The sequence below is a fragment of the Pseudoalteromonas sp. PA2MD11 genome, from assembly GCF_017808125.1.
GTDB lineage: Bacteria > Pseudomonadota > Gammaproteobacteria > Enterobacterales > Alteromonadaceae > Pseudoalteromonas > Pseudoalteromonas simplex.
Window position 1 is genome coordinate 225,559 of record NZ_JADKNF010000003.1, and the last position, 18,253, is coordinate 243,811.

The 18,253-nt window shown below is 42.6% G+C and carries 17 protein-coding genes; 12 read left to right on the forward strand and 5 right to left on the reverse strand.

All coding sequences use genetic code 11. The annotated features are described in order from the left end of the window. Positions 1–115: 115 nt before the first annotated feature. From pyrH to ISP07_RS05830, 12 genes are all read left to right on the forward strand, one after another. The gene (pyrH, locus tag ISP07_RS05775; RefSeq protein WP_138599317.1) at positions 116–865 is read left to right on the forward strand and encodes a UMP kinase; all 750 of its coding nucleotides are present in this window, start codon (positions 116–118) and stop codon (positions 863–865) included. Between the two features lie 14 nt (positions 866–879). Continuing rightward, complete coding sequence (gene frr, locus ISP07_RS05780) at positions 880–1,437, forward strand: ribosome recycling factor (protein ID WP_054553121.1); 558 nt, start codon at positions 880–882, stop codon at positions 1,435–1,437. Between the two features lie 104 nt (positions 1,438–1,541). After that, positions 1,542–2,321: an isoprenyl transferase gene (locus ISP07_RS05785; RefSeq protein WP_054553120.1), complete on the forward strand. Its 780-nt coding sequence runs from the start codon at positions 1,542–1,544 to the stop codon at positions 2,319–2,321. Positions 2,322–2,343: 22 nt separating this feature from the next. Then, positions 2,344–3,210, forward strand: coding sequence for a phosphatidate cytidylyltransferase (locus ISP07_RS05790; protein WP_054553119.1), 867 nt, complete (start codon positions 2,344–2,346; stop codon positions 3,208–3,210). Beyond that, on the forward strand, positions 3,207–4,406 hold the full coding sequence (gene ispC, locus ISP07_RS05795; RefSeq protein ID WP_209327071.1) for a 1-deoxy-D-xylulose-5-phosphate reductoisomerase: 1,200 nt from the start codon (positions 3,207–3,209) through the stop codon (positions 4,404–4,406). Before ISP07_RS05790 ends, ispC begins: the two co-directional genes overlap by 4 nt. A gap of 1 nt (position 4,407) precedes the next feature. Next, on the forward strand, positions 4,408–5,760 hold the full coding sequence (gene rseP / locus ISP07_RS05800) for a sigma E protease regulator RseP (RefSeq protein WP_054553117.1): 1,353 nt from the start codon (positions 4,408–4,410) through the stop codon (positions 5,758–5,760). 105 nt (positions 5,761–5,865) lie between these two features. Next, on the forward strand, positions 5,866–8,337 hold the full coding sequence (bamA, locus tag ISP07_RS05805) for an outer membrane protein assembly factor BamA (RefSeq protein WP_209327072.1): 2,472 nt from the start codon (positions 5,866–5,868) through the stop codon (positions 8,335–8,337). Between the two features lie 12 nt (positions 8,338–8,349). Further along, positions 8,350–8,868 carry an OmpH family outer membrane protein gene (locus ISP07_RS05810; protein WP_054553115.1) on the forward strand — a complete coding sequence of 173 codons (519 nt, stop codon included), beginning with the start codon at positions 8,350–8,352 and terminating at the stop codon, positions 8,866–8,868. A 9-nt stretch (positions 8,869–8,877) separates the two neighbouring features. Further along, a complete protein-coding gene (lpxD, locus tag ISP07_RS05815; protein ID WP_209327073.1) occupies positions 8,878–9,918 on the forward strand; it encodes a UDP-3-O-(3-hydroxymyristoyl)glucosamine N-acyltransferase in 1,041 nt (346 codons plus the stop codon). Between the two features lie 10 nt (positions 9,919–9,928). Further along, positions 9,929–10,381, forward strand: a complete 453-nt coding sequence (fabZ, locus tag ISP07_RS05820) for a 3-hydroxyacyl-ACP dehydratase FabZ (protein WP_209327074.1) — start codon at positions 9,929–9,931, stop codon at positions 10,379–10,381. Positions 10,382–10,383: 2 nt separating this feature from the next. Continuing rightward, entirely contained in the window at positions 10,384–11,154 is a 771-nt protein-coding gene (gene lpxA, locus ISP07_RS05825) for an acyl-ACP--UDP-N-acetylglucosamine O-acyltransferase (protein WP_054553112.1), read from the forward strand. 109 nt (positions 11,155–11,263) lie between these two features. Then, positions 11,264–11,632 (forward strand): septal ring lytic transglycosylase RlpA family protein, encoded by a 369-nt coding sequence (locus tag ISP07_RS05830; protein WP_054553111.1) that lies wholly within the window; start codon positions 11,264–11,266, stop codon positions 11,630–11,632. On the opposite strand, the gene cydC is transcribed toward ISP07_RS05830, so the two are convergent. From cydC to ISP07_RS05855, 5 genes are read right to left on the reverse strand one after another with little or no spacing between them, the layout of a single operon-like run. After that, positions 11,629–13,389, reverse strand: coding sequence for a thiol reductant ABC exporter subunit CydC (gene cydC / locus ISP07_RS05835; protein WP_209327075.1), 1,761 nt, complete (start codon positions 13,387–13,389; stop codon positions 11,629–11,631). The two genes, ISP07_RS05830 and cydC, sit on opposite strands and share 4 nt — an antisense overlap. Continuing rightward, on the reverse strand, positions 13,382–15,142 hold the full coding sequence (cydD, locus tag ISP07_RS05840; protein ID WP_209327076.1) for a thiol reductant ABC exporter subunit CydD: 1,761 nt from the start codon (positions 15,140–15,142) through the stop codon (positions 13,382–13,384). The genes cydC and cydD overlap by 8 nt, the downstream gene beginning before the upstream one ends. Beyond that, positions 15,132–15,284: a cytochrome bd-I oxidase subunit CydX gene (cydX, locus tag ISP07_RS05845; protein WP_054553108.1), complete on the reverse strand. Its 153-nt coding sequence runs from the start codon at positions 15,282–15,284 to the stop codon at positions 15,132–15,134. The genes cydD and cydX overlap by 11 nt, the downstream gene beginning before the upstream one ends. 12 nt (positions 15,285–15,296) lie before the next feature. Then, positions 15,297–16,436, reverse strand: coding sequence for a cytochrome d ubiquinol oxidase subunit II (cydB, locus tag ISP07_RS05850; protein ID WP_138599323.1), 1,140 nt, complete (start codon positions 16,434–16,436; stop codon positions 15,297–15,299). After that, positions 16,433–18,019, reverse strand: coding sequence for a cytochrome ubiquinol oxidase subunit I (locus ISP07_RS05855; RefSeq protein ID WP_054553106.1), 1,587 nt, complete (start codon positions 18,017–18,019; stop codon positions 16,433–16,435). The genes cydB and ISP07_RS05855 overlap by 4 nt, the downstream gene beginning before the upstream one ends. Positions 18,020–18,253 lie beyond the last annotated feature (234 nt).

Below are 18,253 nucleotides of genomic sequence, written 5' to 3' on the forward strand. Positions count from 1 at the left end.
TTAATCTGCTATTAGCTTTTGCGTCACTGATGAAAATTCTTTAAAATAACCGCGTTTTATGTGTAACCATAGCGCGGTTATTTTTTATCTCATTACTAAGGCTGGCCCAAATATTATGACTATCAATCGTAAACCTATTTTTAGACGTGTTCTTCTTAAACTTAGCGGTGAAGCATTAATGGGAGACGAAGGCTTCGGCATCGACCCAAAAGTACTTGACCGTATGGCTCAAGAAATTAAAGAACTTGTAGAGCTCGACGTAGAAGTAGGTTTAGTTATCGGTGGCGGTAACTTCTTGCGTGGTGGTTCATTGGCAGAAGCGGGTATGAACCGCGTAGTTGGCGACCACATGGGTATGCTTGCCACTGTAATGAATGGTTTGGCAATGCGCGATGCACTGCACCGTGCATTTGTAAATTGTCGTTTAATGTCTGCTATCCCACTGAACGGTGTGTGTGATGCTTACAACTGGGCAGAAGCTATCAGCCTATTAAAATCTGGCCGCGTTGTAATTTTCTCAGCGGGTACAGGTAACCCATTCTTCACGACTGACTCAGCAGCGTGTTTACGTGGTATTGAAATTGAAGCAGATACTGTAATCAAAGCGACTAAAGTGGATGGTGTTTACTCTGATGATCCAGTGAAAAACCCAGACGCTACACTATATCGCCACTTAAGCTACAATGAAATCATTGAAAAAGAGCTTAAGGTTATGGATTTAGCTGCATTTACGCTGGCGCGTGACCACAACATGCCATTAAGCGTATTTAACATGAATAAATCAGGCGCGCTTAAGCGTGTTATTATGGGCGAAGATGAAGGAACGCTTATCTCTTCACAAGCCTCAGACGAAACTAGCAAATAGATTAGGATTGAACCGTGATTAACGATATCAAAAAAGATGCGTCAGAACGTATGCAAAAAAGTGTTGCGGCACTAGGCAGTCAATTATCTAAAATTCGCACAGGCCGTGCGCACCCAGCATTACTTGACGGTATTCAAGTGTCTTACTACGGTGCTGACACGCCATTAAACCAAGTTGCTAACGTAACAATTGAAGACTCTCGTACACTTGCAATTAGCGTGTTCGATAAGTCATTAGCGCAAGCAGTAGAAAAAGCGATCATGGCTTCAGATTTAGGTTTAAACCCAATGTCTGCAGGTACTGTTATTCGTGTTCCACTTCCTCCACTTACAGAAGAGCGTCGTAAAGACCTTATCAAAATCGTACGTGGCGAAGTTGAAAGCGGTCGTGTTGCTGTACGTAACATCCGTCGTGATGCAAATGGCGACATTAAGAGCTTATTGAAAGAAAAAGATATTTCTGAAGATGAAGCACGTCAAGCAGAAGACGAGATCCAAAAGCTTACTGATAAGTTCATCAAAGAGATGGACGCACAACTAGCTGCAAAAGAAGCTGAGTTAATGGAAATCTAATCGCTGCTGTTTATCTTTCAGACACTGATTCTGTAAGTAAACAGGCGTAACTAAATTTATTAGTTTTGAAACGCCGTCTAGGGTATACTAGACGGCGTTTTTTTATGGAATACTCGATATTTATGGTTCTTAACGCTGATAAAATTTCCCAGCAAAGTTTGCCTAAGCATGTCGCTATAATCATGGATGGCAACGGACGTTGGGCACAAGCGAAAAATCGCCCACGTGTTTATGGGCACAAAAAGGGCGTTGATGCGGTTCGTCAATCAGTGCAATTTTGTACTCGCTTAGGTATACAGTCGTTAACACTATTCGCATTTAGTAGCGAAAATTGGCGACGTCCAGAAGACGAAGTAAATACGCTCATGGAGCTATTTTTATTTGTACTGGGCAAAGAAGTTAAAAAACTTCATAAAAATAATGTAAAGCTAAACATAATTGGTGATTTATCACGCTTTTCAGAAGGTTTGCGCAATAAAGTTGATGCAGCCCATGAATTAACTCGTAATAATACGGGTCTACAGTTAAACGTGGCAGCTAATTATGGTGGACGTTGGGATATTACTAACGCCGCAACAACGCTTGCGAAAAAAGTCGCAGCCGGTGAAATGGCCGCAGAAGATATTACTGAAGAGCTAATGGCTGAACAAATGAGTATGGCCGACCAAGGTGAGCTTGATTTAATGATCCGCACCGGTGGAGATTTACGCATCAGTAATTTCCTTTTATGGCAAGCGGCTTATGCTGAGCTTTACTTTACCGATACGCTTTGGCCAGACTTCAATGAAGCTGCATTTGCTGACGCTATCGCATGTTACGTTGCCAGAGAGCGACGATTTGGTTGTACAGGCGAACAAATAAAACAATTACTCGCCGAGACCTAATTACTAGTTGAAGGTACACACATTGCTAAAACAACGAATTTTAACCTCGCTCGTGTTGGCACCACTTGCACTTATTTTGGTTTTTTATACCCCATTAACACTATTTAGTTATATCGCCGCTGGTATTGTTTTGCTCGGTGCGTGGGAATGGTCTGCATTTATGGGCCTATGCGATAAAGTTAAACGTTTTGGATTTGTTGCAGCAACGGCTGCATTTTTGGCATTACTTAACTGGCATTGGCCCATTGAATCACTTTGGCAAAATGGTCAATTAGTGGGTGATGCAAACTACCTATTTACCTTGTCATTTGCATGGTGGATTGTGGCAACTTATTTAGTTTGGCGCTACCCAGCTATGGCAAAGGCTTGGAATGAAGGCATTGTAATGCGTGCCATTGCAGGCTTTTTAACGCTAGTGCCACTTTGGCTTGCACTAAATACACTACGTAGCGCAGGGTATGGTGAATCTACTCACTTTGGTTCAATGTTAATTTTAGTTGTACTTGGTATTGTATGGAGCGCTGATATTGGTGCTTACTTTACTGGTAAAAACTTAGGTAAACGTAAACTAATGCCAAAGGTAAGTCCTAATAAAACGATTGAAGGTTTATTAGGTGGTGTAGTAGCTTCGGTTGTTTTTGTTTTAGCATTTTGTCACTTCACTAATGTTGATATGAGTGTTTGGCCAATCTATGCCGTGATGACTGCATTTATCGCGTTATTCTCAGCCGTAGGCGATTTACTCGAAAGTATGTTTAAACGAGAAGTTGGCTTGAAAGACAGCGGTTCATGTTTACCTGGTCACGGCGGTATTTTAGACCGTATCGATAGCTTAACCGCAGCTGCGCCAATCTTTGTACTTTGTTACGCGTGGACACTGAGTTTATGAGCAAAGTTGAGCAACTTGTCGTACTGGGCGCAACTGGTTCAATCGGTTTAAGCACCTTAGACGTTGTTTCTAGAAACCCAGAGCGTTTCGCGGTTTTTGCTCTAGCGGCGGGGAAAAATGCCGAGCAAATGGCTGAGTTGTGTATCGCACATCAGCCTAAATTTGCTGTAATGGCTGATCAACAAGCCGCTAGCGCGCTTTCAAACTTACTCACTAATAGCGAATGTAACACTCAGGTATTAGCAGGTGTTGATGCGATGTGTGAGCTTGCTGCACATACAGATGTTGATGCAGTGATGTCGGCGATAGTAGGTGCAGCAGGTCTGTTACCGACTTTAAGTGCAGTTGAAGCTGGCAAAAAGGTCTTGCTCGCTAATAAAGAGTCGCTCGTTATGTCAGGTCAGTTGTTTATTGATAAAGTAAAACAACATGGCGCCACTTTACTGCCTATCGACAGCGAACATAATGCGATTTTCCAATGTATGCCAGCATCGCTACAAAATACATCTGGCTTACTTGCTGACAATGGCGTGAGCAAAATCTTGCTGACTGGTTCTGGCGGTCCCTTCTTAAAGCGTGATTTAGCGACATTATCATCAGTGACTGTTGCAGAAGCGGTGGCACACCCTAATTGGTCGATGGGACAAAAGATTTCTGTTGATTCAGCCACTATGATGAATAAAGGCCTAGAGTTTATAGAAGCCAAGTGGTTGTTTAACTGCTGTGCCAGTGATATTGAAGTGGTGATCCACCCACAAAGTATTATTCACTCTATGGTGCAATATCAAGATGGCTCAGTGCTTGCGCAAATGGGCAATCCAGATATGCGCACACCAATAGCACATGCTTTAGCTTTTCCTGAGCGTGTCGATGCGGGTGTAAAACCGCTCGATTTTTCACAAATGGCAGATTTTACTTTCACTAAACCAGATTATGCCCGTTACCCTAATTTAAAACTTGCCATTGATGCGTGTGAAATGGGGCAAGGTGCAACCACCACAGTAAATGCGGCGAATGAAATTGCCGTTGCTGCCTTTTTAAATGGTCAAATCGGCTTTACAGATATTTATCGAATTAACGCTGAAACGCTCAACGCAACACAAAACATCAACGTGCAAACTCTCGATGAGATTTTAGCTTGCGACCAAGCTGCACGTGTAAAAGCGACTGAGTTTGTAAAAAGAGGCATCAACTAGCATGTTTGATTTTTTCTGGAATCTTGGCTCATTTATTCTCGCCTTAGGTATTTTAGTGACTGTGCATGAATATGGTCATTTCTGGGTTGCGCGAAAAGCGGGCGTGAAAGTGCTACGTTTTTCAATTGGCTTTGGTAAGCCGTTGATCAAGTGGTACGACAAACAGCAAACCGAATATGTGGTTGCTGCAATCCCACTAGGTGGTTATGTCAAAATGCTTGATGAGCGTGTTGACGAAGTGCCGCCAGAGCAGCGTCATTTATCATTTAATGCTAAATCAGTAAAAGCACGTATTGCGATTGTGGCTGCAGGCCCGATGGCAAACTTTTTATTCGCTATTTTTGCACTTGCTGTGATGTATATGGTGGGGGTGCAGTCATTAAAACCTGTGGTGGGTGAGGTGACTCAAGGCAGCCGTGCCGCTGCTGCTAAGATTGAGCCAAACCAGCAAATTATTAAAATTGGTGAAGACGACATTAACACTTGGCAAGATGCCACATTCTCACTTATGAGTCGCTTAGGTGAGCAAAGTGTTGTGGTAACGCTTCGTGATCAAAATTATCAAAAACATGTGCGTACTCTTAATTTAGATGGTTGGAAATTAGATCAACAAGATGTTCCGCCATTAACCTCGATAGGTATTGTACCGTTTCGCCCTAAAGCACTTTTAGAAGTAGCCATGATCAGTAAAGGCTCGGCGGCAGAAGCTGCAGGTTTACAGGTTAACGACAAAATACTTGCTGTAAATGGTGAAAATATCAGCAGTTGGAGCAAGTTAGTTTCATTAATTCAGCAATCACCTAACAAATCCTTACAATTTAGTGTACAAAGGCAAGATAGTATAAAAGAACTGACAGTAACGCCACAAAGCAGAACCAATGATACAGGCGTTGCTCAGGGCTTTTTAGGTGTGTCTCCGGTGGTCGAGCCATGGCCAGAAAACTATATTGAAACTAGACATTATGGCCCCGTCGATAGTATTGTGCTGGGCATACAAGAAACATGGCGTTTAATTACCCTTAGTTTTGACATGATTGGTAATTTAATTACTGGTCAGGTGTCGGTTAAAAATTTAAGTGGTCCGGTGGGCATTGCAGTTGGCGCGGGAACTAGCGTAAGCTATGGCTTGGTTGCCTTTTTAAGCTTTTTAGCATTAATTAGTGTAAACCTTGGTGTATTTAACTTATTGCCGCTGCCAGTGCTAGATGGTGGGCACTTAATGTATTACATAATTGAACTTTTTCGCAAAAAGCCGGTCTCTGAGAAGACGCAAGAATTTGGTTTTAAAGTGGGGGCCTTGCTGCTTCTATTTTTAACATGTTTCGCTTTGTTCAATGATGTATCGCGTTTATAACAAGTAAGCGAAAAATTCCAATTTGAACACGATTGTAAAACACCAAAAAGTTTATTTAAAAAGGTGTTGAGCGGTAATACAGTTGTAAAGGATAAAGATAACAAAATGGCTATAAAAAAACATTTGGCAGTTTCAAGTTTATTAGGCGCTAGCTTTGCAGCCCTAGGCCAAAACTCCTTTATTGTAGAAGATTTAAAAGTTGAAGGTTTACAGCGTGTTGCACTGGGTGCTGCGTTAACGCATATTCCGATCAATGTGGGCGATAATATTGATGAGTACACAATTTCAAGAACCATAAAGGCTCTCTATCGTTCTGGTCACTTTGACAATATTAAAGCATTACGTGATGGCAACAGTGTTATCTTCCGAGTGACTGAGCGCCCAACGATCAGTATGATCGAATTTGATGGCAATAAAGATATCAAAGATGAGCAGCTAAATGAGTCGCTAGACCAGCAGGATATCCGTACTGGTGAGCCGCTTGATAAAACAGTTCTTGATAACATTGAAAAAGGTCTAGTTGAATTCTTCCACAGTATTGGTAAGTACAATGCAAAGGTGGAAGTTAGTATCACAAAGTTACCTCGAAACCGTGTAAAACTATTATTTGAATTTGATGAAGGTGATGCTGCATCAATTCGTCAAATCAACCTCGTTGGTAACGAACTTTTCTCTGATGAAGAGCTACTTAAATTAGCTGAGTCACAGCAAGATTTGCCGTGGTGGAAGTTCATGTCGAGCGACCGTTATCAAAAGCAAACCATTGAAGGCGATTTAGAGAAAATTCGCAGTTACTACCTAGACCGTGGCTACTTGCGCTTTAATATCGATTCAACACAAGTATCTGTAAGCCCTGAGCGTGACTCTGTTTATGTAACAGCAAATATCACCGAAGGCGTTAAATACAAAGTGAAAGGCTTTGACTTTATTGGTGACTTGTTAGGCCGTGAAGAACTCATCAGAAGTGTTATCCCGCTGAAAACAGGTGAGCTTTATAATGGCTCCGTTGTGACCTCTTCAGAAGAGTTTATCAAAAGCTACTTAGCGCGTTTTGGTTATGCTAATGCTGAAGTGCGTACCATCCCAGAAATTGATGATGAAAATAAAGAAGTTCAATTAACGCTATCGGTTAATCCGGGTAAGCGTGTTTATGTTCGTCGTATCATTGTGGGTGGTAACCAAAATACCTCTGATGAAGTAGTGCGCCGTGAAATGACACAGCTTGAAGGTGCGTGGTTGTCCAATCAAAGCCTTGAGCGCTCTAAACTGCAAATTCAGCGTTTACCCTACATGGAAAGCGTTGATTTTAATGTGGTGCCAGTACCAGGTGTAGATGACCAAGTTGATGTAGATTTTACTGTGAAAGAACAATCTGCAGGTAGCTTTAACGCAGGCCTTGCCTATGGTTCTTACTTAGGTCTGCAATTTAACATTGGTGTCAGTGAATCAAACTTCTTAGGGACCGGTAACCAAATTGGTTTCAACATCAATACCTCGCGTGGTTCTGAGCGTATTAGTGTGTCTTATACTGACCCTTACTTTACGCCTGATGGTGTATCGCAAGGTAGTAGCATTTTCTACAGTAACTACGATGCGAGTAAGTTTAGCCTAATCGACTATAAATCGAAGAGCTATGGTATTGGTACTAACATTGGTTTCCCAATCGATGCAGTAAACCGTATTAACTTTGGTGTTCGTTGGGTACAAGAAGAACTGTCAGATATTGCTGAGTACGAGCAAACACGTGTTATTCGTGAAACCTTCTTAGATCCAGATAACCCAGATGCAGGTTTTGACTTTACTAAGTACGAGCTAAGTGCAGGTTGGTCACGCGTTACTGTAAACCGTGGTTTATTTCCAACAGCAGGTTCGCGTCAATCTCTTAACTTAACTGCGACAACGCCAAACTCTGATTTACAGTACTTTAAGCTAAATTATGATTCGCGTTTCTACTGGCCAATCAGTAATGACCACCGCTGGGTATTCTCAACGCGTGCGGCACTTGGTTATGGTAATGGCTATGGTACAACCAATGGTTATGACCAAACACTGCCATTCCAAGAGTTCTTCAGAATTACTGAAATGGAACTACGTGGCTTTGACCGTAATACGATTTTACCACGTGCTGTATCACGTGTTCCGCAAAGCATTCCTGGTACACCTTTACCTGATGGTACGACAACAGGTAGCATTGGTGGTGCATCAGAGTTTGACCAGCTTTACACAGCAGGCCGAATTGGTGGTAACGCCAAAGCGGTCGCAGGGATGGAGCTTATTGTTCCAACACCTTTCTTAGATGAAGAAAACACTAGCTCTGTACGTACCAGCTTCTTCGTAGATGCAGCAAACGTATGGGATACAGAGTTTAATATTGACCGTTATCAAAACCTGTCAACAGATGAGCGTGCTAAATTGGATGATTACTCAGATCCGATGCGCTTTAGGGTTTCAACCGGTCTTTCTCTACAATGGATCTCTCCGATGGGTCCAATGCTGATCAGTTTTGCGTATCCATTGCAAAAAGAAGAAGATGACGATACGAAGACCATCAGCTTTAACATTAGTAATACATTCTAAAGGAGTTTTTTCGTGAATAAATCAATTAAATCAACAGCTTTTGCACTACTTGCTACTTTATCTATGGGCCTATCTACTAACGCATTTGCCCACAAAGTAGGTATTGTTGATATGCAAGAAATCTACAAACAAATCCCACAAATGGCGAAAGTAGAGCAAACTTTAGAAGCTGAATTCTCTGAGCGTCGTCAAGAGCTAGAAAAACTTCAAGGTGATATTCGTTTTGAAGCTGAAAAGTTCAAGCGTGAAGCGACAACGATGAGCGACAAGCAAAAAGAAGAATTACGTACTAAGATTCAAGGTATGCAGCAGCAACTTGCTGAAAAAGGTCGTCCTTTAGAGCAAGAAATCAAAATGCGTCAAAACCAAGAGCTAGCTAAAGTTCAAAAGCTAATCTTAGATGCAATCGAAGAAGTAGCGAAAGCTGGCAAATTCGATGAAGTTAAAGTTAAAGAAACAACGATTTATGTTAACCCTAAAACTGTCGATGACTTATCAAGCAAAGTTGTTGAAAAAGTAAGTAAGCAATAGAAATCATATATGCAAAACTACACGCTTTCGCAGATAGCGGATCTTCTGGGCGCTGACCTTCAAGGTGACGGCGCTACAGAGATTAAAAAAATATCTACACTTGCAAATGCCCAACATGGGCATATTGCATTTTTAGCGAACAAGAAATATCGCTCGCAATTAGATGATACTCAAGCAAGTGCGGTGATTTTATCATCAGCAGACGCTGAGTACTTTTCGGGTAATAAGCTCATTGTTGCTAACCCTTATGTTTGTTACGCCAAGCTTGCTCAGCTAATGGACACCACACCGCGCTCAGCAGTGACGGGTATTCACCCTAGTGCAGTCATTCATGATTCAGCTTCGATTGGTAATAATGTCGCGATCGCCGCCAATGTGGTGATTGAAGCGGGTGCTGTTATTGCTGACAATGTACAGATTGGCTCAGGCTGTTTCATTGGTGAGCATGCAAAAATTGGTCAAAGCACTAAGCTTTGGGCAAATGTAAGCATTTACCATGAAGTTGAGATTGGCAGCGACTGTTTATTCCAAGCGAATACAGTCGTGGGCAGCGATGGTTTTGGTTACGCTAATGAGCGTGGGGAATGGGTGAAAATACCGCAACTTGGCCGAGTAATCATCGGTGATAAGGTTGAGGTAGGCGCGTCTACTACGATTGACCGTGGTGCATTAGACGATACGATCATCCATAGTAATGTAATTATCGATAATCAATGTCAAATAGCGCATAATGTCGAGATCGGCTCAGGCACAGCGGTTGCCGGTTGCACGGTTTTTGCCGGAAGCGTCGAGATCGGTAGGAATTGTCAGATTGGTGGTATGGTTGCAATTAATGGTCACCTTAGCGTATGCGATGGTGCTATAATCACCGGAATGAGTATGGTGACGAAGGCAATCACAGAGCCTGGAATCTATTCATCAGGATTACCTCATCAAACTAACAAAGAATGGCGCCGAAGTATTGCCCACATCCGCAATCTTGGCGATATGAAAGACCGCATTAAAGCTCTTGAGTCACTGTCTAAGTCACTCAATATTGAAGACAAATAAGGATGCTATTTTGGCAAATGAATTAAATAGTCTTGATATCCAAGATATTTTAAGTTTACTTCCGCATCGTTACCCGATGCTACTTGTTGACCGTGTTCTAGATTACACGCCAAGCGAGTCGTTACATGCGATTAAAAATGTAACAGTGAACGAACCTATTTTTACGGGTCATTTTCCTAATCAACCTATCTTTCCAGGTGTGTTGATTTTAGAAGCAATGGCCCAAGCAACTGGCTTACTTGGCTTTAAGACAGTTGAAAATCGTAGCGATAACGAACTATATTTATTCGCTGCGATTGATAATGCGCGATTTAAACAGCCAGTATTACCTGGCGATACTATGCATTTACATGTAGAGTTTTTAAAAGAGCGCCGCAATATATGGAAGTTTGCAGCAGAAGCAAAAGTTGACGGCAAAGTAGTGTGTACTGCCGAAATCATGTGTGCGAGAAGAGAGTTTTAATAGTGATCCATCCTACGGCGATAATCGAACCAGGTGCAAAACTTGGAAATAACGTATCAGTTGGCCCTTATAGCTACATCGGTAACGATGTTACTATTGGTGATAACTGTATCATCGAATCTCATGTGGTTGTAAAAGGCCCATCGACGATTGGTTCTGGTAACCATATTTTCCAATTTGCTTCGGTCGGTGAAGCGTGCCAAGACAAAAAGTACGCGAATGAGCCTACAACCTTGATCATTGGTGACAACAATGTGATCCGTGAGTGTGCGACCATTCACCGTGGTACGATTCAAGACCAAGGTGTAACAAAAATTGGTAGCAACAACTTATTTATGGCTTACACACACGTTGCGCATGATGCAGTAGTGGGTGATAACGTTATTTTTGCTAATAATGCCTCTGTTGCTGGCCACGTACACGTAGGTGACTGGGTGATCCTTGCTGGTAATTCAGGTGTTCACCAGTTCTGTAAAATTGGTTCACATGCCTTTGTTGGTATGTACTCAGGTGTTAATAAAGATGTGCCACCATTTGTAACGACCATTGGCACGCCGGCAGGCCCTGTAGCAATCAATACTGAAGGCATGAAACGCCGTGGTTTTGAAAGCGATGAAATCATGGCAACACGCCGTGCATATAAAACGCTTTACCGTAAGAGTTTAGGTGTTGAAGAAGCAATCGCTGAGCTAAGTGAAGATGCTGCGAAGTATCCAGCTGTTCAGTTGATGATAGACTTCGTGAAAAGCTCTGAGCGCGGAATTATTCGCTAATCAAAAGCTAATTACTAAAAGCCACCGTAAGGTGGCTTTTTTGTTTTTATAGTTCAGGTTTTGCTAAGTCAGTGCTTGTTATCTTCACGACAAAAAAGGATCTAGTAATATGAATAAACTCATCATCTTTGCATTGTTAAGCTTAATAATAAGTGGTTGTAGTAGTGCGCCTTCGGTATCTAAGGGAGCAATAGAAAAAGGCAAAGCCAGTTATTACGCTGATAAATATCATGGCCGAATGACAGCAAGTGGTGAGGTGTTTAATCAACAGGCATGGAGCGCGGCTCATCAAACGCTTGGCTTTGGCAGCAGAGTGAGGGTCACCAATATTAGTAACAATAAAAGTGTGATTGTTACCATTAATGACCGCGGCCCATTTATCCGCGGTCGTATTATCGATTTATCAAAAAAGGCGTTTTCACAAATTGCCTCAGTCAAGCAAGGTGTGATTGACGTTACTGTTGAGCAGCTCGATTAAAAACGGGTAATAAGCTCTACGTAGTCGGCTTCATTAGCCATCAATTCAGCATGACTTGCAAAGGCTCTTACTTGTCCTTGTTCTAACCAAATAACCTTATCAACACGACTTAGCATTGCTGGGTCGTGAGTAATGGTCAGCATGGTTTTATCTGCCCATATTTTCTCAAGCGTAGTCAGCAAGTTTTGCTTAGTGTGGTTATCTAGACTCTCTGTTGGCTCATCAAGAATGATTAAATTACCTTGCCTTAATAGGGCTTGAGCAATGGCAATACGACGTGACTGACCATGAGAAAGCTTTCTGCCAGCGGTTCCTAAGCGGGTATTAAGGCCGGCTTTTAAGTTCTTAAGCCAATAGCCAAGTTCAGCGTTTTCACAGGCTTCAATAAGCATCTCATCTGTCGCATCAAAAGCTGCATAGCGTAGATTTTCACGTAGCGTGCCATCAAAAATATGATGCTGCTGGGCAACTATCGTTAGCTGCTTAAAGCGTGTTGCAGTGCTCAAGCTTTCAAGTTCAAAGTTATCTTGCTTGGTGGTGAGCTTTAATGAGCCTGATTGCAGCGGCCAAAGGCCCGTGAGTAAGTTAACTAGAGTGGTTTTGCCACTGCCACTGGCACCGACTAGGGCAACTTTACTGCCGGGTGTAATCGCAAAATTGATATTGCTAAGGGCTTTACTTTTTGCCCCCAAGTATTGGTAATTGACCTCGCTTAGCTCAAGACCAAGCCCTGATTTGTCAGCTAATTGGTTTGCTAGCTGATCATCTAAGTTGTTTGGCTTTTCGGCTAAGCTGTTGTGTTTATCTTCAAGATCAAACAGTCGCTTTGCGGCACTTAAAGTAAGCGGCAATTCAATAAATGCCGTAGGAAGAGTGAGCACGGTTTCAAAGCTTGCTAATACAAATAACGCGAGCATCGCCAGTTCAACGTTTTTCATACTCCCTATTGCAACCAGTGGAATTATCATAAATACACTGGCTAGCATGGTGAGTTGTATCACCAAAGTGTTTAAGCCATTACTATTTGCTATGGCCTTGTGACGATTGTAGAGCTGGCTGTTGTATTGTTTACTGAGTGAATCACAATGCGCTAATTGCGCCGCGTGTGCTTGATAGACAGCAAGCTCTCTAGCACCTGATAACGTATCGGCAAGTTCAGATCTTAACTCGGCTGAGAGCTGGGTTTCGTTATCCGCTTGTTGGTGAAGCTTATGGCTTAACAATGTGGGAAGCAGTACGCCAATAATCATCAGTGAAGTAAAGCACACTAATGCAACGTCAGCGTTATACATGGCCATGAAGGCCATTACTATAGGAATGCTGAAAAGGGCGACAATAATAGGCAGCAGTACATTTAGGTAAAACTTATCCAGCGCATCGACATCATTCTGTAGCCGGTTAAATAAATCGCTACTACGACTCATTGCTAAGTCAACGTTGTTCAGTTGGCTCAAAGTCTTGAACATGTTTACGCGAATTTCGCTCAGTAATAAAAAGGTAGCATTATGAGTTATCATCCGCTCACCGTAACGAGACGCTGTGCGCACGATAGCTAAAAAGCGGATCACTCCAGCTGGGGTAAAGTAATTCATCTGCACACCAGCAATGCCCGCCGCTGCCATGGCTGCTAAAAACCACCCCGATATAGCGAGCAAGCCTACATTAGCAAGTACCGTTAAGCTTGCTAAAAAAGCCCCTAAAAGCAGCATGCCAGTATGAGGTTTGCACAGTTTTAATAGACGTATAAAGTTATGCATGGGCGTCACCTTGGCTTACCAGTTTAGCAAATAGGCCAGCTTGCTCAGTCAGTTGCTGGTACTGACCAGATTCAACAATGTGACCTTGTTGCATAACGTAAATCTTATCGGCGTGTTTAACCGTATTCAGTCGGTGAGCAATAACTAGCACTAAGTGATCTTTTGCATAATCGCGGATCGCTTGATTGATTAAATGCTCGGTTTGGCTGTCTAAGTGAGCGGTAGGTTCATCTAGCATTAGCACAGGGGCATTCTTCAAAAATGCACGAGCAAGGGCTATGCGCTGTTTTTGCCCACCAGAGAGGCCTTCTCCTTGTTCACCGAGCAAGGTATCAAAGCCATCAGGTAGTGCAGTAATAAACTCAAGTGCGCCAGCTTTATTTGCTGCTTCATCGAGCTCTGCTTGGCTTGCATCGGGTTTAGCTAAGCGCAGGTTCTCTGCAACGCTCCGATAAAATAACGTGGCGTGTTGTGGGATCCACGCCAGCTGTGCTTGCCAATCAGCTAATGCAGTATCACTTAGAGGTTGTCCATTAATGCTAATGGCATTGTTGGCTTGATGATGAAAACCCAATAGGCAATCAAACAAGGTACTTTTACCCGAGCCACTTTCACCCACAAAGGCAATTAAGCCTGTGCTTGGCAGGGTTAAGTTGATATCAGTCACCCCTTCGTTTGTTTCTGGGTAGTGAAAGGTAAGCGCATTCAGCTGTATATCTTTTAGCGGTAACTCAAGTTTAGATGTACCCAAATGTTCATCGGCGTCGCTTTGATTGATTATGTCGACCATATCAGCAGCGGCACTGATCCCTTCAAGTTTTGCGTGATAATGAGTGCCCATTTGTCGAAGTGGTAAGTAAAACTCAGGGGCCAGTAGTAACACCACAAATCCAGTGGCAAAATCGAGGGTACCAAAAAATAATCTAAAGCCAATGATCACGGCAACAAGTGCCACACTAATGGTGGCTAAAAACTCAAGAGCGAAAGACGATAAAAAGGCGACTTTCAATACACCCATGGTTGCTCCACGGTAATCATCAGAAATCTGACTGATGCTATTTAGCTCACGTTTGGTTGCATTAAAGAGCTTGAGTTGAGTCAGGCCTTGTAATCGGTCAAAAAAGTAATTACCAAGTACCGCAAGTTGTTGCCAGCGCTCTTGGTTTAACTGCTCCGCTTTATGGCCCACTAAAATCATAAAAAAGGGGATAAGCGGGGCTGTTAAAAGGAATATGAGGCCTGCTTTGTAATCGGTTGGAAAAATCATCACTAATATCGCTAGTGGAATAAGCGCACTGTAAGCCACACTTGGAATGTAATTAGCGTAATATTGATGCAGTGCTTCAACCCCATTATGTAAGGTGTTAAGTGTTGCGCCATGACCTTTTTGTTCACTGTAGGCTGGCCCAAGTTTGCTGAGCTTTTCTAGCAATGTATTTCGCATCACGTTTTTTATTTTTAACGCGGCGCGGTTACTTACGCGTTCACTTAGGGCAACCAACAAAGCACGAACTAAAATTAGCCCAGCCAGCGGCCATAATAATGGGCTTACGGCTTGCAAGTTTGCTTGTTCAAACATGACTTGATGAGCCGCGTTTGCAAGAAGATAACAAGAGGCAATCATTAATAGGGCGTTGAGTGTGCCCAAACTAATGCTTAATTTAAGAAGCCCTGAAGCGGACTGACTATATTGCTTTAAAAAAGCGCGCAGCGTTTGTTGCTGCGCGCGATTTGGTCGGGGTTTAGTTGTCATCGGTGTTTTTGAGTCTCGCGTAAAGCTCTAGCTCATCATCAGCAATCGAATCTTTATGTTGGTGAAATTCGTACCACATTACGTTGATCACCCCAAGGGTACAGGCTAATAGAACACCTAAAATCCAGGCAAAATACCACATAATTAAATCTCCTTAGTAGCTACCGTGCGTGTTGTTTTCGATTTCACTGATGGTTACTTTGCGCCACATTTTCACATAGCACCACGTTGTGTAAATAAGAATAAGTGGTACAAAAATAACCGCTGCAATAAACATCACGTTGAGAGTCATATGGCTCGAAACCGCATCCCACATAGTTAAACTAATATTTGGGTTGTTACTCGAAGGCATGACGAACGGGAACATTGACATACCCGCAGTTAAAATTACGCCTGCAAGCATTAAGCTTGATGCAATCAGGGCCATTGCAGGTTTTTGTAATTTAGATAACACAATCGCCAGTGCCGCCATCACGAATGCAAGGGCAGGGAACAGCATGGTTAATGGCATTTTTGTATAGTTATCAAGCCATGCACCCGGTGCCTGCGTGACTGTTTTACCAAGCGGGTTTGCAAAACCTTGAGTATCACCCATGCTAACGATTTTATAACCGTCAATTTGCGATACCCACACACCTGCCAAGGCAAACAACACAATAAACGCCATCAGCGCATATTGACCGTATTGTGCTGAGCGTTTTGCAACCTCTGCATCCGTACGAAGTTGTAGCCACATGCCTGCATGACCAACCAACATCAGTACGCTTACTAAGCCAACAACAATGGCAAATGGGTTTAATAACGCAAAGAATGAACCTTGATAACTGACACGCAGTAGGTCGTCGATATGATAAGGCACGCCCAGTAATAAGTTACCAAATGCCACACCAAATACTAAAGCAGGAATAAAACTGCCTGCAAATAAGCCCCAATCCCAGTTGTTTCGCCAACGTGGTGAGTCTATTTTTGAGCGGTAATCAAAACCAAGCGGTCTGAAAAATAACGCAAATAACACCAGCATCATAGCAAAGTAAAAGCCAGAGAACGCGGCCGCGTATACCATAGGCCAAGCAGCAAATAGTGCACCCCCAGCGGTGATGAACCAAACTTGGTTACCATCCCAGTGAGCACCTATGGTGTTAATTACAGTACGGCGCTCCACATCGGTTTTACCAACTAGGCGAAGCAAAATTGCCACACCCATGTCCATGCCATCGGTCACTGCAAAGCCAATCAGTAATACACCAATTAACAGCCACCAGATTAGTTTTAATGTTTCGTAATCAAAAATCATGACTGAGCTCCTTGGCTTGCAAGTGAATCTGCTTTAGCAAGTTCATGGTGATATTTACCAGTATGAAGCGAGCTTGGACCTTGTTTAATAAAGCGCAGCATTAACCAGCCTTCTACAGCAGCAAGTCCTGTGTAAAAGATAATGAAGCCAGTAATGCTGATAAGTAAATCGTTTACCGTCAGAGATGAGGTTGCCAAGAAGGTTGGTAGAATCTCTGAAATAGCCCATGGTTGGCGGCCATATTCAGCAACAATCCAACCAAATTCAATGGCAATCCACGGCAGTGGAATACTCCATACCGCAGCCCATAATAACCAGCGTTTTTGCTCAATAATGCGGTGCGCGTTGTAATAAAATGCAAGCACGAATACGCCAAGCATGATCACACCGCAACCGACCATAATTCTGAAGGACCAAAACATAGGACCAACTTTAGGGAACGAATCTTTCACTGCTTTTTGAATGTGCTCTTCTGTGGCATCTACCACGTTAGGCGTATAGCGTTTTAGTAGTAAACCATAGCCAAGGTCGTCTTTTAAGCTATCGAATTTTGCAATGTTTTCTGGAGTGTCTTCACCACCTCGAAGCTTCTCTAAGTATTCGTATGCAACCATGCCATTACGAATTCGTACTTCGTGTTGCTTTTCTAGATCTTTAATACCCGTTACCTGTTCATCAATAGAGCGAGTAGCAATAATGCCCAGTGCATAAGGTATTTTAACAGCAGCGTGGGTGACTTGCTCTTCTGAATCAGGAATACCGACCAGAGTGAATGCAGCAGGGGCTTCTTCGGTGTGCCACTCAGCTTCAATGGTTGCGAGTTTAACTTTTTGTACCTCGCCAACTTCGTAGCCAGATTCATCACCAAGTAAAATAACACAAAGGATAGACGCTAAACCAAACCCAGAAGCAACCGAAAACGAGCGTTTAGCAAAAGCAAGATCGCGACCTTTTAGGATGTACCAGCTACTAATGCCCAGTACAAACATAGATGCTGCAACATACCCTGCCGAAACGGTATGAATAAACTTAACTTGTGCGACGGGGTTGAATACCAGTTCAGCAAAGCTGGTCATTTCCATGCGCATGGTTTGATAATTAAACTCAGCCCCTACAGGGTTTTGCATCCAACCATTGGCAATCAAAATCCATAAAGCTGATAGGTTAGTACCTAGAGCCATAAGGAAAGTTGCAGCTAAATGCTGACGTTTTGTTAGTCGCTCCCAACCTAAAAAGAACATACCGACAAAGGTTGACTCTAAAAAGAATGCCATTAAGCCTTCAATCGCCAGTGGAGCGCCAAAAATATCGCCCACGTAGTGAGAGTAGTAAGACCAGTTGGTACCAAACTCGAACTCCATGGTTAGACCTGTCGCCACACCAATCGCAAAGTTAATACCAAATAACTTACCCCAGAATTTAGTCATATCACGATAAATTTCGCGACCAGTCATCACGTAAACGGATTCCATGATCACCAAAATCCACGTCATACCTAAAGTAAGGGGAACAAATAGGAAGTGAAAGAGGGCAGTGATTGCAAACTGCAATCGCGATAGATCCACAAATGTTTCATCTATCATTGTTTAGCTCCTTGTTAGCGAGTGCGGTAGACACGACAAATTATTGGTTATGAAGTTTCAGTAATTATTGAAACTTTGTGAATATTAACCTTGTATCCATTTTAGTCAATAGAAAAATAAGAAAATAAGATTAAATAATTGTTCATCATTTCTACAGACTAGAGATTAAAGCTTAACTTTTCAATCGATTAATTACCTTATCAAAAACTTTTAGCCAGTTTTTATAGAACAAAA